Below are 15,511 nucleotides of genomic sequence, written 5' to 3' on the forward strand. Positions count from 1 at the left end.
GGAAAATGTATTCTAAGCTACTGTTATAAAAAAGATTAAAGACAAACCTCAATGTGGCATCAACATTGCAATCATTAACTCATTCTTCACAAAACCATTACAGGCATGGCGATGACAGTTAATTACACGCAGGCGTTACGCGGCCAGTTCTTCGATATAACCCAAACCGGAACTCGTCCTGACGAGTTGCTGGCGAATGCGCGTCACCATGATGATGCGTTGTTATTTATTGATGGTGGTACGGTGGTGGCTTTGTTGCCATGGGAAGAAGGGCGCATGCATTTGCGTAGCGAAAGTGATTATCTCGATTATCGCGGCAAATTAATCATTCCCGGCTTTGTTGATACCCACCTGCATTATCCGCAAACAGAAATGATAGGCGCGTATGGCGAGCAGTTACTCGAATGGCTACAAACTTACACTTTCCCGGTTGAGAGCCAGTATCAGGACAGTTCGTACGCCGCGAAAATGTCAGCATTTTTCCTTGGCCAACTGTTGAGCAACGGTACCACCACCGCATTGGTTTTTGGCACGGTTCATCCGCAGTCGGTGGAAGCGCTTTTCAGCGCAGCAGAACATCTTTCCATGCGCATCATTGCGGGCAAAGTGATGATGGATCGCAACGCGCCGGAATATCTTACCGAAACACCGGCGCAAAGTTATCAGCAAACGCGTGAGTTGATTCAGCGCTGGCATAAAAAAGGGCGCCTGAACTATGCGCTGACGCCGCGTTTTGCGCCGACATCTTCACCTGAATTACTCAAAGTGGTGCAGACACTGCGCGAAGAATTTCCCGATACCTGGCTGCATACCCATTTAAGTGAAAACAGTGCCGAAGTGGAATGGGTGAAAAACCTGTGGCCCGACTCTGAAAGCTATCTTGGCGTTTATCACCAGTACCAACTCACCGGAAAACGCAGCGTGTTTGCTCACGCCATCCATTTGCAAGAGTGTGAATGGGATTGCCTGCACCGCACTGAATCGGCCATCGCCTTTTGCCCAACCTCAAATCTGTTTCTCGGCAGCGGGCTGTTTAACCTCAAACAGTGCCATGAGCGGGGGATCCGCATGGGGATTGGTACCGACGTTGGCGCAGGCACCACCTTTAACATGCTACAAACCCTGGCCGAAGCATACAAAGTTGCCCAACTGCAAGGATACCGTCTGTGCGCTAGCGAAGCGTTTTATCACGCTACATTGGGCGGGGCACACGCGCTGGATCTGGATGACAAAATCGGCAACTTCCTGCCCGGTAAAGAGGCGGATTTTGTGGTGCTGGACTTAGCCGTAACGCCATTGCAGAAACTGCGCTACGCCAACAGTCGGGATATTTATGAAAAGTTGTTCGTGCTGATGACGCTCGGCGATGACCGTAACATCTGGCACACCTGGGTAAACGGTAAATGCGTCTGGCAACGTGGCTCGCTGGAGGTCGCGGCATGATTCAATTTTTGCTCAATCAAACCTTAAAGACCCTTGATAACGTTGACCCAAATACCACGGTGCTGAACTGGCTGCGCGGCAGTGAACAGCGCTGTGGCAGCAAAGAAGGGTGCGCATCGGGTGATTGCGGGGCGTGTACGGTGGTGCTCGGCCAGGTTGATGGCGAGAAAATGCGCTATGACAGCGCCAATAGCTGCATCACGCTGGTCAGCCAGCTTGATGGCAAACAGTTGCTGACCGTGGAGGATTTAGCAGACGGCAGCAAATTGCATCCGGTGCAGCAGGCGATGAGCGATTGCCACGCTTCGCAATGTGGTTTTTGTACCCCAGGTTTTGTGATGTCGGGATTCGCACTGCAAAAAGCGCATAGCCCGACTGACCGTCATGAAATAGAAAAACAACTCGCCGGAAACCTGTGCCGTTGTACGGGTTATCGGCCAATTATTCAGGCGATGCAGCAAAGTTGCGGTACGCGTACTGACCAGTTTACTCGCACTGAGATGCAAACTGTCGCACGCTTAAAGTCGCTGCAACAATCGCAGGTCGCCGAGCTTAGTAAATCCAACCGCTGCCTGTTGCCAAAGACCGTTGAGCAACTGGCATCGCTGTACCAGCAAAATCCGCAGGCTCGCTTGCTGGCTGGTGGTACCGATCTGGTGCTAACTATCACCCAGCAATTTCAGACACTGCCATTGATTATTGCACTCAATCAGGTGGATGAACTCAAAACGGTTTCCATCACCGACAGCCAAATTCGCATTGGGGCGATGGCAACATTGCAGGCGTGTCAGGAGGTTTTACAGCCAGTGATCCCGGCATTTTCGCAGATGCTCGACCGCTTTGCCTCGCCGCAAATTCGCAATCACGCCACGCTTGCCGGAAATCTGGCTAACGCTTCGCCGATTGGCGATGGTGCGCCAATGCTGCTGGCGCTCGGTGCGCAACTGGAATTGCGCTGCGGTGATGAACTGCGCACGTTGCCGCTCGATGAATTCTTCCTCAGTTATCGCAAAACAGCTTTGCAACCTGGGGAATTTATCACTGCGGTGATTATTGAGCGGGCGGCAGTCTCCCCGACGTTTGCCGCATGGAAAATATCCAAACGGATGGATGACGATATTTCGACAGTCTTTGGCGCATTCAACCTGCATTTTTCCGCCGGAAAAGTGCAGAGCGCTCGGCTGGCTTTCGGTGGCATGGCGGCGGTTCCGGCGCGCGCAAAAGGGGCTGAAAACGCGCTGACAGGTTTGCCGCTCAACTCGCAATCACTGGCTCAGGCGTGTGCCGCGCTGGCCGAAGATTTCCAGCCGTTAAGTGATTTCCGTGGCAGCGGAGTCTATCGCCTGAAACTCGCGCAAAATCTGCTACGACGCCTGGTGCTACAACACGCCGAAACGGCTTACGCACTGGAGGTACAACATTATGTCAACTAATCCTGTGCGCCTGTCAGAACAGTCATTGATCGAGCAGTTTTCTCGCAAATTGCACGGTGGCGCAGGCGAAAGCCGCAAACATGAAAGCGCAGATAAACACGTCAGCGGTAAAGCGGAATACATTGATGACAAACTGACTTTGCCCGGCATGTTGCACTTATGCCCGGTTCTCAGCCAACACGCCCACGCGCGCATCCTCGATATTGATACTCGCGAATGTTACGCCATACCCGGTGTAATCCGTGTTTTTAGCTGGCAGGATGTTCCCGGCGAGTTGGATATTGGCCCGTTAGCGCCAGGCGACCCGCTATTTGCCCGCGACAAAGTTGAGTATCACGGCCAGGTTGTCCTCACGGTAGCCGCCGATACCCCAGAAGCCGCGCGTGCAGCCGCGCAAAAGATCGTTATCGAATATGACGTGCTTGAAGCGGTGCTGGATGTTGAAGAGGCATTACGTCGCGAACACTATGTTCAGGAACCGCACGTTCATCAACGCGGTGATGCTGATGCTGCGCTGGCAAGCGCTGCGCACCGCATTCAGGGGCAATTTCACATCGGTGGCCAGGAGCACTTTTATCTCGAAGGACAGATTGCAGTAGTCCAGCCTGGGGAAGATGGCTGTGTGTTGGTCTGGTCGTCAACCCAGCATCCGACAGAAGTGCAAAAGCTGGTGGCTTCAGTGCTTGGCGTCACGATGAACAAAGTCACAGTAGATATGCGCCGCATGGGCGGTGGGTTTGGCGGCAAAGAAACCCAGGCGGCGGGTATTGCCTGCCACGCCGCGCTGGTAGCGGTATTAACTGGCCGCCCGGTAAAAATGCGTCTTGCACGCCGTGACGACATGCGTATTACCGGCAAACGGCATCCGTTTTTTGTGCGCTATGACGTGGGTTTCACTGATTCTGGCATGTTGCACGGAGTGGTTATCGATCTGGCGGCTAACTGCGGATATTCGCTGGATCTGTCAGGATCGATCTGCGATCGCGCTATGTTCCACGCCGACAACGCTTATTACCTCGGTGATGCGCGCGTGACTGGCTACCGTTGCCGCACCAATCTGGCATCGAATACCGCCTACCGTGGATTTGGCGGGCCGCAAGGTATGGTTGCCATCGAACAGATTATGGACCACATCGCACGGGAGCTTGGCCTTGATCCGCTGGAAGTGCGTAAACGTAACTACTATGGCGACACTGAACGCAATGTGACGCACTACCATCAAACGGTCGAACACAACATCATGACGGAAATTACCCGTCAGCTCGAGGCCAGCGCAGATTACGCAAAGCGCCGCACAGAAATCACGGATTTTAACCGCAGCAGCCCAATACTCAAACGCGGTCTGGCGCTGACGCCGGTAAAATTCGGCATCTCTTTTACCTCCAGTTTCCTCAACCAGGCTGGGGCATTGCTGCTGATTTACACCGATGGCACGGTGCAGCTCAACCACGGCGGCACAGAAATGGGCCAGGGGCTGAACACCAAAGTGGCGCAAGTGGTGGCGGAGGTGTTGCAAATCCCCGTCGAACAGATCCAGGTCACCGCAACCAACACCGGAAAAGTGCCGAATACCTCACCGACGGCGGCTTCATCGGGTGCCGATCTCAACGGTAAAGCGGCGGAAATTGCCGCACTGACCATTAAAGAGCGGCTGGTAGAAATGCTCTGTCGTTTACACGGTTGCGAAACCGAACAAGTGGAGTTTCGTAATGGCGTGGTGAAAGTCCCAGGGCGGCATTTTAGCTTTAGTGAAATCGCCAGTCTTGCCTGGCTGAACCAGGTCCCGCTGTCTGCCACCGGGTTCTACAAAGTACCGGGAATTCATTACGACCGTGCCGCCGGTCGTGGGCAGCCATTCTATTACTTCTCCTGGGGGGCGGCTTGTTCGGAAGTGATTATCGACACGCTGACCGGAGAGTACCGTCTGTTGCGTACCGACATTCTGCATGACGTTGGCAATTCGCTGAACCCGGCACTCGACATCGGGCAAATTGAAGGTGGTTTTGTACAAGGGGCAGGCTGGCTGACTTGCGAAGAGTTGGTCTGGGATGACAAAGGACGGTTGCTGACCGACAGCCCGATGAGCTACAAAATACCGGCGATAAGCGATGCGCCAGCCGACTTACGGGTTAAGTTGCTGGAGAATTATGCCAACCCTCAGCACACCGTTTATCGTTCAAAAGCCGTCGGTGAACCGCCGTTTATGCTGGGAATATCCGTGTGGTGCGCCTTACAGGACGCCGTGGCAAGTGTCACTGATTACCTGAAACACCCAATGCTGGATGCGCCCGCCACGCCAGAACGCGTATTTTGGGGTTGTCAGGAGGCGCCATGAACGACGATAAATGGATCGCTATTTTGATGCAGTTGCGCGAGCGGCGCGAACCTTGCGTGTTGTTGACTGTGCTGGCTGATAAAGGCTCGGTGCCGCGAAACTGTGGCACCAAAATGATTGTGGGCCGTGAACAGACGTTTCTGACTATCGGTGGCGGGCATCTGGAATATCAATCTATCGCCATGGCACGAGCGATGCTGGAGAAGCAAAGCACGATGCTGCATACCGAGCATTTTAATCTGGGCGCCAGGCTTGGGCAGTGTTGTGGCGGCATGACCACGGTGCTGTTTGAACCGTTGATTCAGGCACAACCGCAGATCACGGTATTTGGCGCAGGCCACGTCGGGCAGGCGCTGGTGGCGCTGTTATCAACGTTACCCTGTCACATTATCTGGGTTGATGAGCGCGCCGATTTATTTTCTGACGCCCCGCAAGGGGTGAAAACCGTTCACGCAGAAGACCCGCTGGATGCAGTTCACGCCGCACCTGCGCAGAGTTATTTTATCGTCATGACCCACAGCCATCCGCGGGATCTGGAGTTGACCGAAGCGATACTGAAGCGCGGCGATTACCGTTATCTCGGGTTAATTGGCTCGCAGACTAAACGCCAGCGCTTTGAGTATCGGCTGGCGGGAAAAGGCATCACGGCGGAACAACTCAGTACCTTACGTTGCCCGGTGGGGCTGCCGGACGTGAAAGGTAAACTGCCAGCCGAAATTGCTGTAGCCATCACCGCCGAAATAATTGCTGTGTATCAGGCGGCGAGTTGAGCCTGGCGGATGACGCTCACGCTTATCCGCCCTACAATCACTTAACTTTCTTCGTAGGGTGGAAAAGCGTGAGCGTGTTCCACCTTCCTGCAGGACTTATTTCAGGAGTTCAGGATGCTGTCAGTTAATCCGTTTTACCGCATCAGTTTATTGCCGTATCAAGCCCCTCACTTTGATGACATCAAAGACAGTCACTATCGTCCGGCTTTTGACGAAGCGAAACGAATTAAGCGTGAAGAAATTGCGGCGATTGCCAACGAAACAGCGGCTCCAACGTTTGAAAATACCTATCTGGCGCTGGAAAAAACCGGCCACATGCTGGCGCGCGTTACTCAGGTTTTCTTTGCCATGACCGCGGCAAATACCAATGATTATCTGCAACAGCTCGATGAAGAGTTTGCCGCAGAGCTGGCCGAATTAGCCGATGAAATGCGCCTCAATAGTGCACTGTTTTCGCGTTTAAACAGTGTGTACCAGCGCCGCAATACGCTGGGGCTTGATGACGAATCCCTGCGTCTGGTTGAAGTGGTCTGGCAGAGTTTTACCCTGGCGGGAGCCACCCTTAGCGACGATAAAAAAGCGCGCCTGAAAGTGCTGAATAAAGAAGCCGCACAGTTGAACAGCCAGTTTAATAATCGTCTGCACGCCGCTAATAAAGCGGCGGGGCTGGTGGTTGATGACGTACAGCAACTTGATGGATTAACTCCGGCAGAAATTGCTGCTGCCGCGCAACAGGCCAGTGCTAAAGGGCTGGAGGGGAAATACGTCATTCCTTTACTCAATTTCACCCAACAGCCCGCGCTGCAATCGCTGCGTGACAGACAAACGCGTGAAAAGCTGTTTAATGCTGGTTGGCAACGCACACAACATAACGATAGCAATGATACCAGGGCGATTGTGGCACGCCTTGCAACCCTGCGCGCTGAACAGGCGCAACTGCTGGGTTTTGAAAGCTACGCGGCGTGGAAAATTGCCGACCAAATGGCAGAAACACCACAGGCAGCACTGCAATTTATGCGTGATATCGTGCCTGCGGCGACTGCCCGCGCGCAACGGGAACTGGCCGACATCCAGCAAGTTATCGATGCCCAGCAGGGCGGCTTTAAAGCAGAAGTCTGGGATTGGGCATTTTATGCCGAGCAAGTTCGACATGCGCAATACGACCTCGATGAAGCACAAATCAAACCTTATTTTGAACTCAACAACGTGCTAACCAATGGCGTCTTTTGGGCGGCGAGCCAGCTTTTCGGCCTGAAGTTTGTCGAACGTTTCGATATTCCGGTTTATCACGATGATGTACGCGTGTGGGAAATCTTCGATAACGACGGGCGTGGCATGGCGCTGTTCTATGGTGACTTTTTTGCCCGTGACAGCAAAGGCGGCGGGGCGTGGATGGGCAACTTTGTGGAACAATCCACGTTGTTGGAAAATGACCCGGTAATTTACAACGTCTGTAACTACAACAAACCTGCCAGCGGCGAAGCGGCACTGATTTCCTGGGATGATGTTGTGACATTGTTCCATGAGTTTGGCCATACCTTGCACGGGCTGTTTGCCACCCAGCGTTATGCAACACTTTCCGGTACCAATACGCCACGCGACTTTGTCGAGTTTCCATCGCAAATCAATGAACACTGGGCGCGCCAGCCGCAGGTTTTCGCCAACTATGCGCGCCATTATCAAACCAACGAACCGATGCCCGAGGCGCTGAAAGATAAATTATTCCGTGCCGCGCAATTCAATAAAGGCTACGACATGACGGAGTTACTCGCTGCCGCGTTGCTGGATATGAACTGGCACAGCTTGCCTGCGGGCAGTGAAATCGATGATGTCGCATGGTTTGAAACTCAGGCACTCGAAAAGGAACGGATTAATCTGGCTACGGTGCCACCACGTTATCGCAGCAGCTATTTTGCTCATATCTTTGGCGGGGGTTACGCCGCAGGTTATTACGCCTATATCTGGACGCAAATGCTGGCGGACGACGGTTATCAGTGGTTTGTCGAACAAGGCGGGCTGAGCGCGCAAAATGGCCAGCGTTTCCGCGATGCGATTTTGGCACAGGGCAACAGTCGCGAACTTAAAACCTTATACAGCGACTGGCGGGGACACGCGCCATATAGCGAACCGATGCTGAAAAACCGGGGGTTACAGGGCTAATACCTGGCGGGCAAATTATTCAGCGCTTTGAGAATGCCGTCTTCAATTTGCACGTAGTCACCTTGTTTTAACTGCGCAAGGATCTTCATCACCGAGCTACGAGACAAGTGCGTCCGGTCCATAATGTATTTGGCGGCGGACGTCTTGTCTCTGAGGCTTTCGGGTTCACGCATTAAGCCAAATAACTGGAAGCGCACAATTTCGTAGGCCGTAGGCGCAGTCAGTCTGACCTGAAGAAGGTAAATATTACTGGCAACTTTAGTCACGTGTTTCGCCATTAACTCCCAAAGATTGAGATCATCGACCAGTTTATGTGCATGTTCGGTGGTTATCGTTGCTATCTCGCACTCACTGAGTGTTTCAAGAAACAGTCCCGCTCCCGTTTTAGACAATAAATTAGTGATTCCGGCAATATTGGGCGTTGGCAGCAAGCTGAGCACAATTTCATCGATGTCGCGGCGAATGTGTACTAACCCCGATCGGATGAGATAACACATGTCGACGCCTTTCGCGGAGTAGTACAGGCGACGGCGCGCCGGTACTTTCACATACGTGACATGGGGGCTGAGTTTTTCCACTAAATCGAGGGTGGCCTGAGAGCTCAGCAACTGTGTGTTTTGTTCTGCATTGTCACGGGGTTTCATAGCGACCAGCTTGGGTTAGCGCGGAATAGGGCGCGGTTTGCCTTCGGTATCAACTGCCACATAAATGAATATGGCTTCTGTTGCTTTATAACGCTGACCAATAGGTTCAGATGAGACTTTTTTAACCCACACTTCCACGTTAATGGTAATGGAGCTGGTTCCGCTTTTTACACATTTGGCGTAGCAACACACCACGTCACCCACCGCGACCGGCTTGAGGAATGTCATCCCATCCACGCGAACCGTCACTACGCGACCTTTGGCGATTTCTTTGGCCAGAATTGCGCCACCCATATCCATTTGTGCCATCAACCAACCACCAAAGATATCGCCGTTGGCGTTAGTGTCTGCAGGCATTGCCATCGTACGTAATACCAATTCCCCTGAAGGAGTGTCTTGCTGAGTCATTTGTCTTCCTGAAAATTACTAAGGGTCAGTTACTATGTATCTTGCTATAGTTTAATAGCATCAGACAATTCAGTCACGAAGTAGCATTATTGACTTAAAGGCTTTGTTTTAAGACTGGCAAAATCGCGGTTTAATTGATACTACACAGTGGACAACATGAAGAAATTCGCACTTATTGCTCTTAGTCTTCTCACGCTATCCAGCCAGCCCAGTTTTGCGGGAAGCAAAACGCTGGTGGAATACGGCGTTGTTCAAAATAGCCAAATTATCACCACCCAGACTCATTCCAGACCATTGCGTACCATTGCCGCAGGTGCTGCAGGTGCCGCTATTGGTAACCAGTTTGGTGGTGGTTCCGGGAAAACGATTATGACCGCCACGGGGGCGGTTGCCGGGGTAGAAGCCTCACGCCACCGTCAAAGCCAGCAGCAGAACCCTCAACAGGTGAATTTGCAGATCAAGACTAATGGCGGGCAAATAATCCAGGTGGTACAGGATTATAACGGCAGCATCACCTTTAACCCTGGAGATAAGGTTCGCATCATGACTTCGGGTTCGAATACCACCGTGGATAAATCGGTGTAATTGTTCATTGCCAGAAATGAAAAAGCACACTTTTAAAGGTGTGCTTTTTTTTTGCCTTAAAGCTTGAGAATTACTTCTCTTCTTGCGGCATATGCTTGTAGATATACACGCCGCTGAGCAGAGTAAACACCAGTGTGGCAGCTGTCAGTCCAAACACTTTAAAGTTGACCCACACGCTTTGTGGCAGCCAAAAAGCTACATAAATGTTCAGCGCACCGCAGGCGATAAAGAACAGTGCCCAGGCGATGTTCAGCCGCGACCATACCGTTTCTGGCAGCGAGATTTCTTTACCCAACATGCGTTGAATCAACGGTTTGCCCATGAAGAACTGGCTAATCAGCAACGCGGCAGCAAACAACCCGTAAATCACCGTCACTTTCCATTTGATAAATTCATCGTTATGGAAGAATAGCGTCAGGCCGCCGAATACAGCCACCATCAGGAAGGTGATCAGCGCCATTTTTTCCAGCTTGCGGAATTTGTACCAGCTGTACACCAGTGCAAAACCGGTGGCGACAATCAGCGCACCGGAAGCCACGTAGATATCGTACATTTTGTAGAATGCGAAGAAGACAATCAGGGGCAGGAAGTCGAGAAACTGCTTCATAATCTGTTCCGTAAAATGACTCCTGAGCGCCATGCTCAGGAGCAGGTGAAAGTTATTGGCGAACCAGCATATACAAACGGAATAAATAGATGAGCAACACCGCAGAAATAAGGTTGCTGATCGTATTTGCAATCACCGCGCCAACCGACGGTGAGAGCGCCGCAAATGAAGACGCGAGCATCAAAAGAGCAGTTTTCGCCAGTAACCAGCTAATCACCGCAGGTGCGACCAGACGCATATTTGCCCAGGCAAGACGCATGCTGCTGCGCAGTGACTGGAAAACACCCGCTTTATCCTGAACAACCATAACCGGTGCAAATGAAAGCAGAATCGCTAACAGCACACCCGGAACCACAATCAGCATAATGCCAATTTGCACCAGGAAAGTGGTCAGGAACATCAGAATAAAGATTTTTGGTAACACAGGCGCCGATGTGCCAATGGCGCGAAGGGCACTCACACGTTGTCCGGCACTGACCATCTGGATAAGTACAAGCACGCTACCTGCGAGGATAGCATTGCCGATCAGACCAGAAAATGTCGAAGCCGCAGAGGCTTTGAGTAGCACTTGCTGTTGCTCAGGCGTCATGTTCTGCACAAGGTCAAACAGCCCAACGCTATTGGCTAAATTATCTCCCTCACTAAGGATAGACATTTGCTCGTCGCTGGGTGAAAAGGCGTGACCGATCACAACCGAAATAAAAGCACAAAGCAACGCGATCAGTAAGACAGTAACAAACTGATTGCGTAGAAAATTCCCCGTGTCACGGTACACAGAACCCGCCGTGATAGACATGCACTCTCCTTGATGTTGCTCGGTTAAAAATCAGCGGCCAATTGTACCCTGGTTGAAGGGATGTGGCACCGACAAGATGTAAGCCTTGAGTAAGTTACTGTCAGTAAGAAAAATTGATCTGGAGTGGGTAAGTGGCATTTTAAGCAATATGCGGAAAAATTAATCCAGATCATTAAATGTTAAATTAGCCAGTGAAGTGTGATCGATGCTAGATCACTTTGTACTCATTAATGAGTATATTCAGCCCGCTGTTAAAACCATAACAAGGAGAGGGCTATGAAAAAACTGTCTGTGGCGTTACTCGCATTAACCTGTTTGTCAGGTGAAGCGCTGGCACATCAACAAGGTGAATTCTTCATGCGCGCCGGTTCTGCAACCGTGCGTCCAACGGAGGGTTCGGACAATGTGCTGGGAATGGGCGGGTTTAGCGTCAGCAACAATACCCAACTGGGACTGACATTTGATTACATGGTGACGGATAACATCGGTATCGAACTACTGGCCGCCACTCCATTTCGTCATCACGTTGGCTTAGGGCCAACGGGCGACATCGCAACCGTGAGCCAATTGCCGCCAACACTGATGGCGCAGTGGTACTTTGGTAATGCGCAAAGTAAAGTTCGCCCGTATGTCGGCGTGGGTATTAACTACACCACTTTCTTTGATGCTGATTTTAACCAGACCGGCAAAGATGCAGGCTTATCGGATTTGAGCGTTAAAGATTCGTGGGGTGTGGCAGGCCAGGTGGGGCTGGATTACATGATCAATGAAAACTGGCTGCTGAACATGTCGGTTTGGTACATGGATATCGACACTGAAGTGAAGTTTAAAGCCGGTGGCGAGCAGCAGAACATCAATACGCGTATCGATCCGTGGGTGTTTATGTTCTCGGCGGGTTATCGTTTCTAATGTTATTGAGATAACAAAGGCCGGAATTGCTCCGGCCTCTGTGTTTGCTTATGCCGTGCGCGTCGCGGCTTTCAAGCTCTGCACAAAAGCTTTCAACTCGCTTAACATCACTTCCGGCTTATCAAGATTCTGCTCGATAATCTTCACAATGGCCGAACCTGAAATCGCCCCGGCAGCGCCCGCAGCAACCGCATCCTTAACTTGCGAAGGTTCAGAAATCCCAAAACCTTGCAGTGAAGGGGCTGCACCAAACTCAGCCAGCTTTTCCACCAGGTGATGAAGCGGCAATTGAGCGCGTGTTTCGGCACCGGTTACACCAGCACGAGACAACAGATAAGTATAACCGCGACCATGTGTGGCGATTTCACGCAGCAGCGCGTCATCGGCATTCGGTGGGCAAATGAAGATTGGCGCAACGTTGTGGCGCATGGCGGCCTGGCGGAAAGGCGCAGACTCTTCAATCGGCACATCGGCAATCAGCACCGAATCGACACCCACTTTGGCGCACAGTGCATAAAACTCATCAATGCCACGGTTAAACACCAGGTTGGCGTACATCAGTAAGCCAATTGGGATGGTTGGGTGTTTCTGGCGAATTACCGCCAGCATTTCAAAGCATTGTGTTGGGGTGACACCGGCGGCAAATGCACGCAGTGCGGCATTCTGAATGGTTGGGCCATCAGCTAACGGGTCAGAGAAAGGAATACCCAACTCCAGCGCATCAGCACCCGCTTCAATCAACGTGTCGATGATCTTCAAAGACTGTTCTGGTGATGGATCACCCAGAGTCACGAAAGGAACAAATGCACCTTCGCGGCGTTCTTGTAACTGCTCAAATGCGTGTTGATAACGTTCCATTAGATTTCCCCTCGCGCTTTCAAAATGTCGTGAACGGTGAAGATGTCTTTGTCACCACGGCCAGAGAGGTTGACCACCAACAGTTGTTCTTTTTCTGGATTTTCTTTCATCATCTTCAGGGCGTGAGCCAGCGCGTGTGAAGATTCCAGTGCCGGGATAATCCCTTCTTTGAGACACAACGTTTTGAAGGCTTCCAGAGCTTCGTCATCGGTAATCGAAACATAATCTGCACGGCCAATGCTGTTGAGGTGTGCATGCTGCGGCCCGACAGACGGGAAGTCCAGACCGGCAGAGATGGAATACGACTCTTCGATTTGGCCTTCGTCGGTTTGCATCATCGGCGATTTCATACCGAAGTAAATCCCCACACGGCCATGTTTCAGTGGCGCGCCGTGTTCACCGCTTTCGATACCGTGACCCGCCGGTTCAACACCAATCAGACCGACTTTAGGTTCGTTGATGAAATCAGCAAACATGCCGATGGCATTCGAACCACCGCCGACACAGGCGATAACCGCATCTGGCAGACGGCCTTCTTTTTCAAGGATCTGCGCTTTGGTTTCTTCGCCAATCATGCGCTGGAATTCACGCACGATAGTCGGGAATGGATGCGGGCCGGCTGCGGTGCCGAGCATATAGTGCGCGGTTTCGTAGCTGCCGGACCAGTCGCGCAGCGCTTCGTTACACGCATCTTTCAATGTGGCGGAACCACTATGTACTGGGATGACTTCTGCACCCATCAAACGCATACGGAACACGTTTGGCGACTGGCGCTCAACGTCTTTTGCACCCATGTAGATGCGGCATTTCAGGCCGAGCAGGGCGCTGGCTAAGGCTGATGCCACACCGTGTTGACCCGCACCGGTTTCGGCGATGATCTCAGTTTTGCCCATTTTCTTTGCCAGCAACGCCTGGCCGAGCACCTGGTTAGTTTTGTGCGCGCCGCCGTGCAGCAAATCTTCACGTTTTAAATAGAGGGTAGTTTTGGTGCCGGCTGTCAGGTTGCGGCACTTGGTCAGCGCTGTTGGACGGCCGGCGTAGTTTTTTAGCAGGTCGTTAAATTCAGCCTGAAATTCTGCATCGCTTTGTGCTGCTACAAACGCTTCTTCCAGTTGGCGCAGTGCAGGCATCAAAATTTGTGGCACGTACATGCCGCCAAACTCACCAAAATAGGGATTCAATAATGTCATGATATTTTCCTTAGTAAGCCCGCAGCGTCTGGAAGACGGCAGCCAGCTTGTTAGCATCTTTAATACCCGGTGCGCTTTCGACACCTGAGTTGAAATCTAAACCTACGCAGCCCGCTTTCGCTGCTTCTATGCAGTTATCAGCACCCAGTCCGCCAGCGAGAATCACGTTTTCCAGATTCTGGCCTGCAAGGAGTGACCAATCAAAACGTTGGCCGCTACCGCCCTGGCCGTTGTCGAACAGGTATTTATCGATATGGTTTAAATCACGAGCGGGCAGGCTTTCTTTGACACTTAACGCTTTCCAGATTTGGACACTTGCCGGAAGGGCTGCGCGAAGTTGGTCTATATAGGCCTGGTTTTCTTCGCCATGCAGCTGCACGGCGGCGAGATTAAATTGCTCTGCTTTTTGCACGACATTGCCAACTGGCGTGTCGCGGAACACTCCGACATATTTCAGCGGCGTTGCGGCAATAACTGCAGCGGCTGTTTCATCGCTGACAAAACGCGGTGATGCAGGCACAAAAATCAGGCCGCCATAAATTGCCCCGGCTTCGAAGGCGGCGCGGGCATCTTGCGGACGAGTCAGGCCACAGACTTTGTTTTCACCCAACGTTACACGGCGAACCGCAGCATTCAGGTCATCTTCACCCATCAGGGCCGAACCAATCAGGAAGCCGTTAGCAAAGTGGCTGAGTTCACGGATCTGGCCGTAGTTGCCGATCCCCGATTCGCTGATAACCGTCACACCGTGGCCTAAACGAGGCGCGAGCTGGCGAGTGCGGTTCAGGTCGATGGATAAATCGCGCAGGTCGCGGTTGTTGATACCGACAACTTTGGCTTTCAGCTCAATGGCACGTTCCAGCTCTTCTTCATTACTCACTTCTGTCAGCACGCCCATATTCAGGCTATGCGCAACAGCAGCAAGCTGGCGATACTGTTCGTCATCGAGCACCGACAACATCAGCAGACAAGCATCGGCCTGATAAAAACGCGCCAGCAGAATCTGATAGGCGTCGATAATAAAGTCTTTGCACAACACAGGTTGCGTGACGATGTTGCTGACAATGGGCAGGAAATCAAAACTGCCCTGGAAATATTTCTCGTCTGTCAATACCGAGATAGCAGACGCGTAGTGCTTATAAACGTTGGCAATGCGTGCCGGGTCAAAATCATCACGGATCACGCCTTTGGACGGAGACGCTTTTTTGCACTCCAGAATAAAGGCAGTTCGGGCACCTTGCAGTGCGTGATAAAAGTTGCGTGTCGCCGGCACAATGTTGTTCTGGAAACTTGCCAGGGGTTGTTGTTGCTTGCGTGCTTCAACCCAGATCGCCTTATCATCGACGATTTTCTTTAATACGGTTTCCTGCATG

14 protein-coding genes are annotated in these 15,511 nt (G+C 51.9%); 7 read left to right on the plus strand and 7 right to left on the minus strand.

What is annotated here, in order from left to right:
• The first annotated feature begins 111 nt into the window (after positions 1-111).
• The 5 genes from guaD (at position 112) to dcp (ending at position 8,141) form a co-directional block, all read left to right on the plus strand.
• Positions 112-1,443 (plus strand): guanine deaminase, encoded by a 1,332-nt coding sequence (guaD, locus tag MES37_RS05145; protein WP_237930301.1) that lies wholly within the window; start codon positions 112-114, stop codon positions 1,441-1,443.
• A complete protein-coding gene (gene xdhA / locus MES37_RS05150) occupies positions 1,440-2,876 on the plus strand; it encodes a xanthine dehydrogenase small subunit (protein ID WP_237930303.1) in 1,437 nt (478 codons plus the stop codon). The genes guaD and xdhA overlap by 4 nt, the downstream gene beginning before the upstream one ends.
• Complete coding sequence (xdhB, locus tag MES37_RS05155; protein ID WP_237930305.1) at positions 2,866-5,211, plus strand: xanthine dehydrogenase molybdopterin binding subunit; 2,346 nt, start codon at positions 2,866-2,868, stop codon at positions 5,209-5,211. The genes xdhA and xdhB overlap by 11 nt, the downstream gene beginning before the upstream one ends.
• Positions 5,208-5,981 (plus strand): xanthine dehydrogenase accessory protein XdhC, encoded by a 774-nt coding sequence (gene xdhC / locus MES37_RS05160; RefSeq protein ID WP_064546323.1) that lies wholly within the window; start codon positions 5,208-5,210, stop codon positions 5,979-5,981. Before xdhB ends, xdhC begins: the two co-directional genes overlap by 4 nt.
• A gap of 114 nt (positions 5,982-6,095) precedes the next feature.
• Positions 6,096-8,141 (plus strand): peptidyl-dipeptidase Dcp, encoded by a 2,046-nt coding sequence (gene dcp, locus MES37_RS05165; RefSeq protein ID WP_237930314.1) that lies wholly within the window; start codon positions 6,096-6,098, stop codon positions 8,139-8,141.
• Here dcp and MES37_RS05170 read toward each other — a convergent pair.
• Together MES37_RS05170 and yciA are read right to left on the minus strand one after the other, a co-directional pair.
• Entirely contained in the window at positions 8,138-8,785 is a 648-nt protein-coding gene (locus MES37_RS05170; RefSeq protein WP_083963367.1) for a winged helix-turn-helix transcriptional regulator, read from the minus strand. The genes dcp and MES37_RS05170 overlap by 4 nt on opposite strands.
• A gap of 15 nt (positions 8,786-8,800) precedes the next feature.
• Entirely contained in the window at positions 8,801-9,193 is a 393-nt protein-coding gene (yciA, locus tag MES37_RS05175; protein WP_121813568.1) for an acyl-CoA thioester hydrolase YciA, read from the minus strand.
• A gap of 156 nt (positions 9,194-9,349) precedes the next feature.
• On the opposite strand from yciA, the gene MES37_RS05180 reads away from it, so the two are divergent.
• Entirely contained in the window at positions 9,350-9,778 is a 429-nt protein-coding gene (locus MES37_RS05180) for a hypothetical protein (RefSeq protein WP_237930316.1), read from the plus strand.
• Positions 9,779-9,848: 70 nt separating this feature from the next.
• Here the strand turns inward: MES37_RS05180 and MES37_RS05185 are convergent, their stop codons facing one another.
• Entirely contained in the window at positions 9,849-10,385 is a 537-nt protein-coding gene (locus tag MES37_RS05185) for a septation protein A (RefSeq protein ID WP_064546329.1), read from the minus strand.
• A 52-nt stretch (positions 10,386-10,437) separates the two neighbouring features.
• Positions 10,438-11,181 (minus strand): YciC family protein, encoded by a 744-nt coding sequence (locus MES37_RS05190; protein WP_064546330.1) that lies wholly within the window; start codon positions 11,179-11,181, stop codon positions 10,438-10,440.
• A gap of 276 nt (positions 11,182-11,457) precedes the next feature.
• Between MES37_RS05190 and ompW the strand changes: the two genes are divergently transcribed.
• Positions 11,458-12,090, plus strand: a complete 633-nt coding sequence (gene ompW, locus MES37_RS05195) for an outer membrane protein OmpW (RefSeq protein ID WP_064546332.1) — start codon at positions 11,458-11,460, stop codon at positions 12,088-12,090.
• Between the two features lie 48 nt (positions 12,091-12,138).
• Here the strand turns inward: ompW and trpA are convergent, their stop codons facing one another.
• The 3 genes from trpA to trpCF are packed head-to-tail and all read right to left on the minus strand — an operon-like array spanning position 12,139 to position 15,510.
• Complete coding sequence (trpA, locus tag MES37_RS05200) at positions 12,139-12,948, minus strand: tryptophan synthase subunit alpha (RefSeq protein WP_064546333.1); 810 nt, start codon at positions 12,946-12,948, stop codon at positions 12,139-12,141.
• Positions 12,948-14,141, minus strand: a complete 1,194-nt coding sequence (gene trpB / locus MES37_RS05205; protein WP_064546573.1) for a tryptophan synthase subunit beta — start codon at positions 14,139-14,141, stop codon at positions 12,948-12,950. Before trpB ends, trpA begins: the two co-directional genes overlap by 1 nt.
• Positions 14,142-14,148: 7 nt before the next feature.
• The gene (gene trpCF, locus MES37_RS05210; RefSeq protein ID WP_064546335.1) at positions 14,149-15,510 is read right to left on the minus strand and encodes a bifunctional indole-3-glycerol-phosphate synthase TrpC/phosphoribosylanthranilate isomerase TrpF; all 1,362 of its coding nucleotides are present in this window, start codon (positions 15,508-15,510) and stop codon (positions 14,149-14,151) included.
• Between the last annotated feature and the right edge of the window lies 1 nt (position 15,511).

This window comes from Buttiauxella sp. S19-1, from assembly GCF_022134725.1.
Taxonomy (GTDB): Bacteria; Pseudomonadota; Gammaproteobacteria; order Enterobacterales; family Enterobacteriaceae; genus Buttiauxella; species Buttiauxella ferragutiae.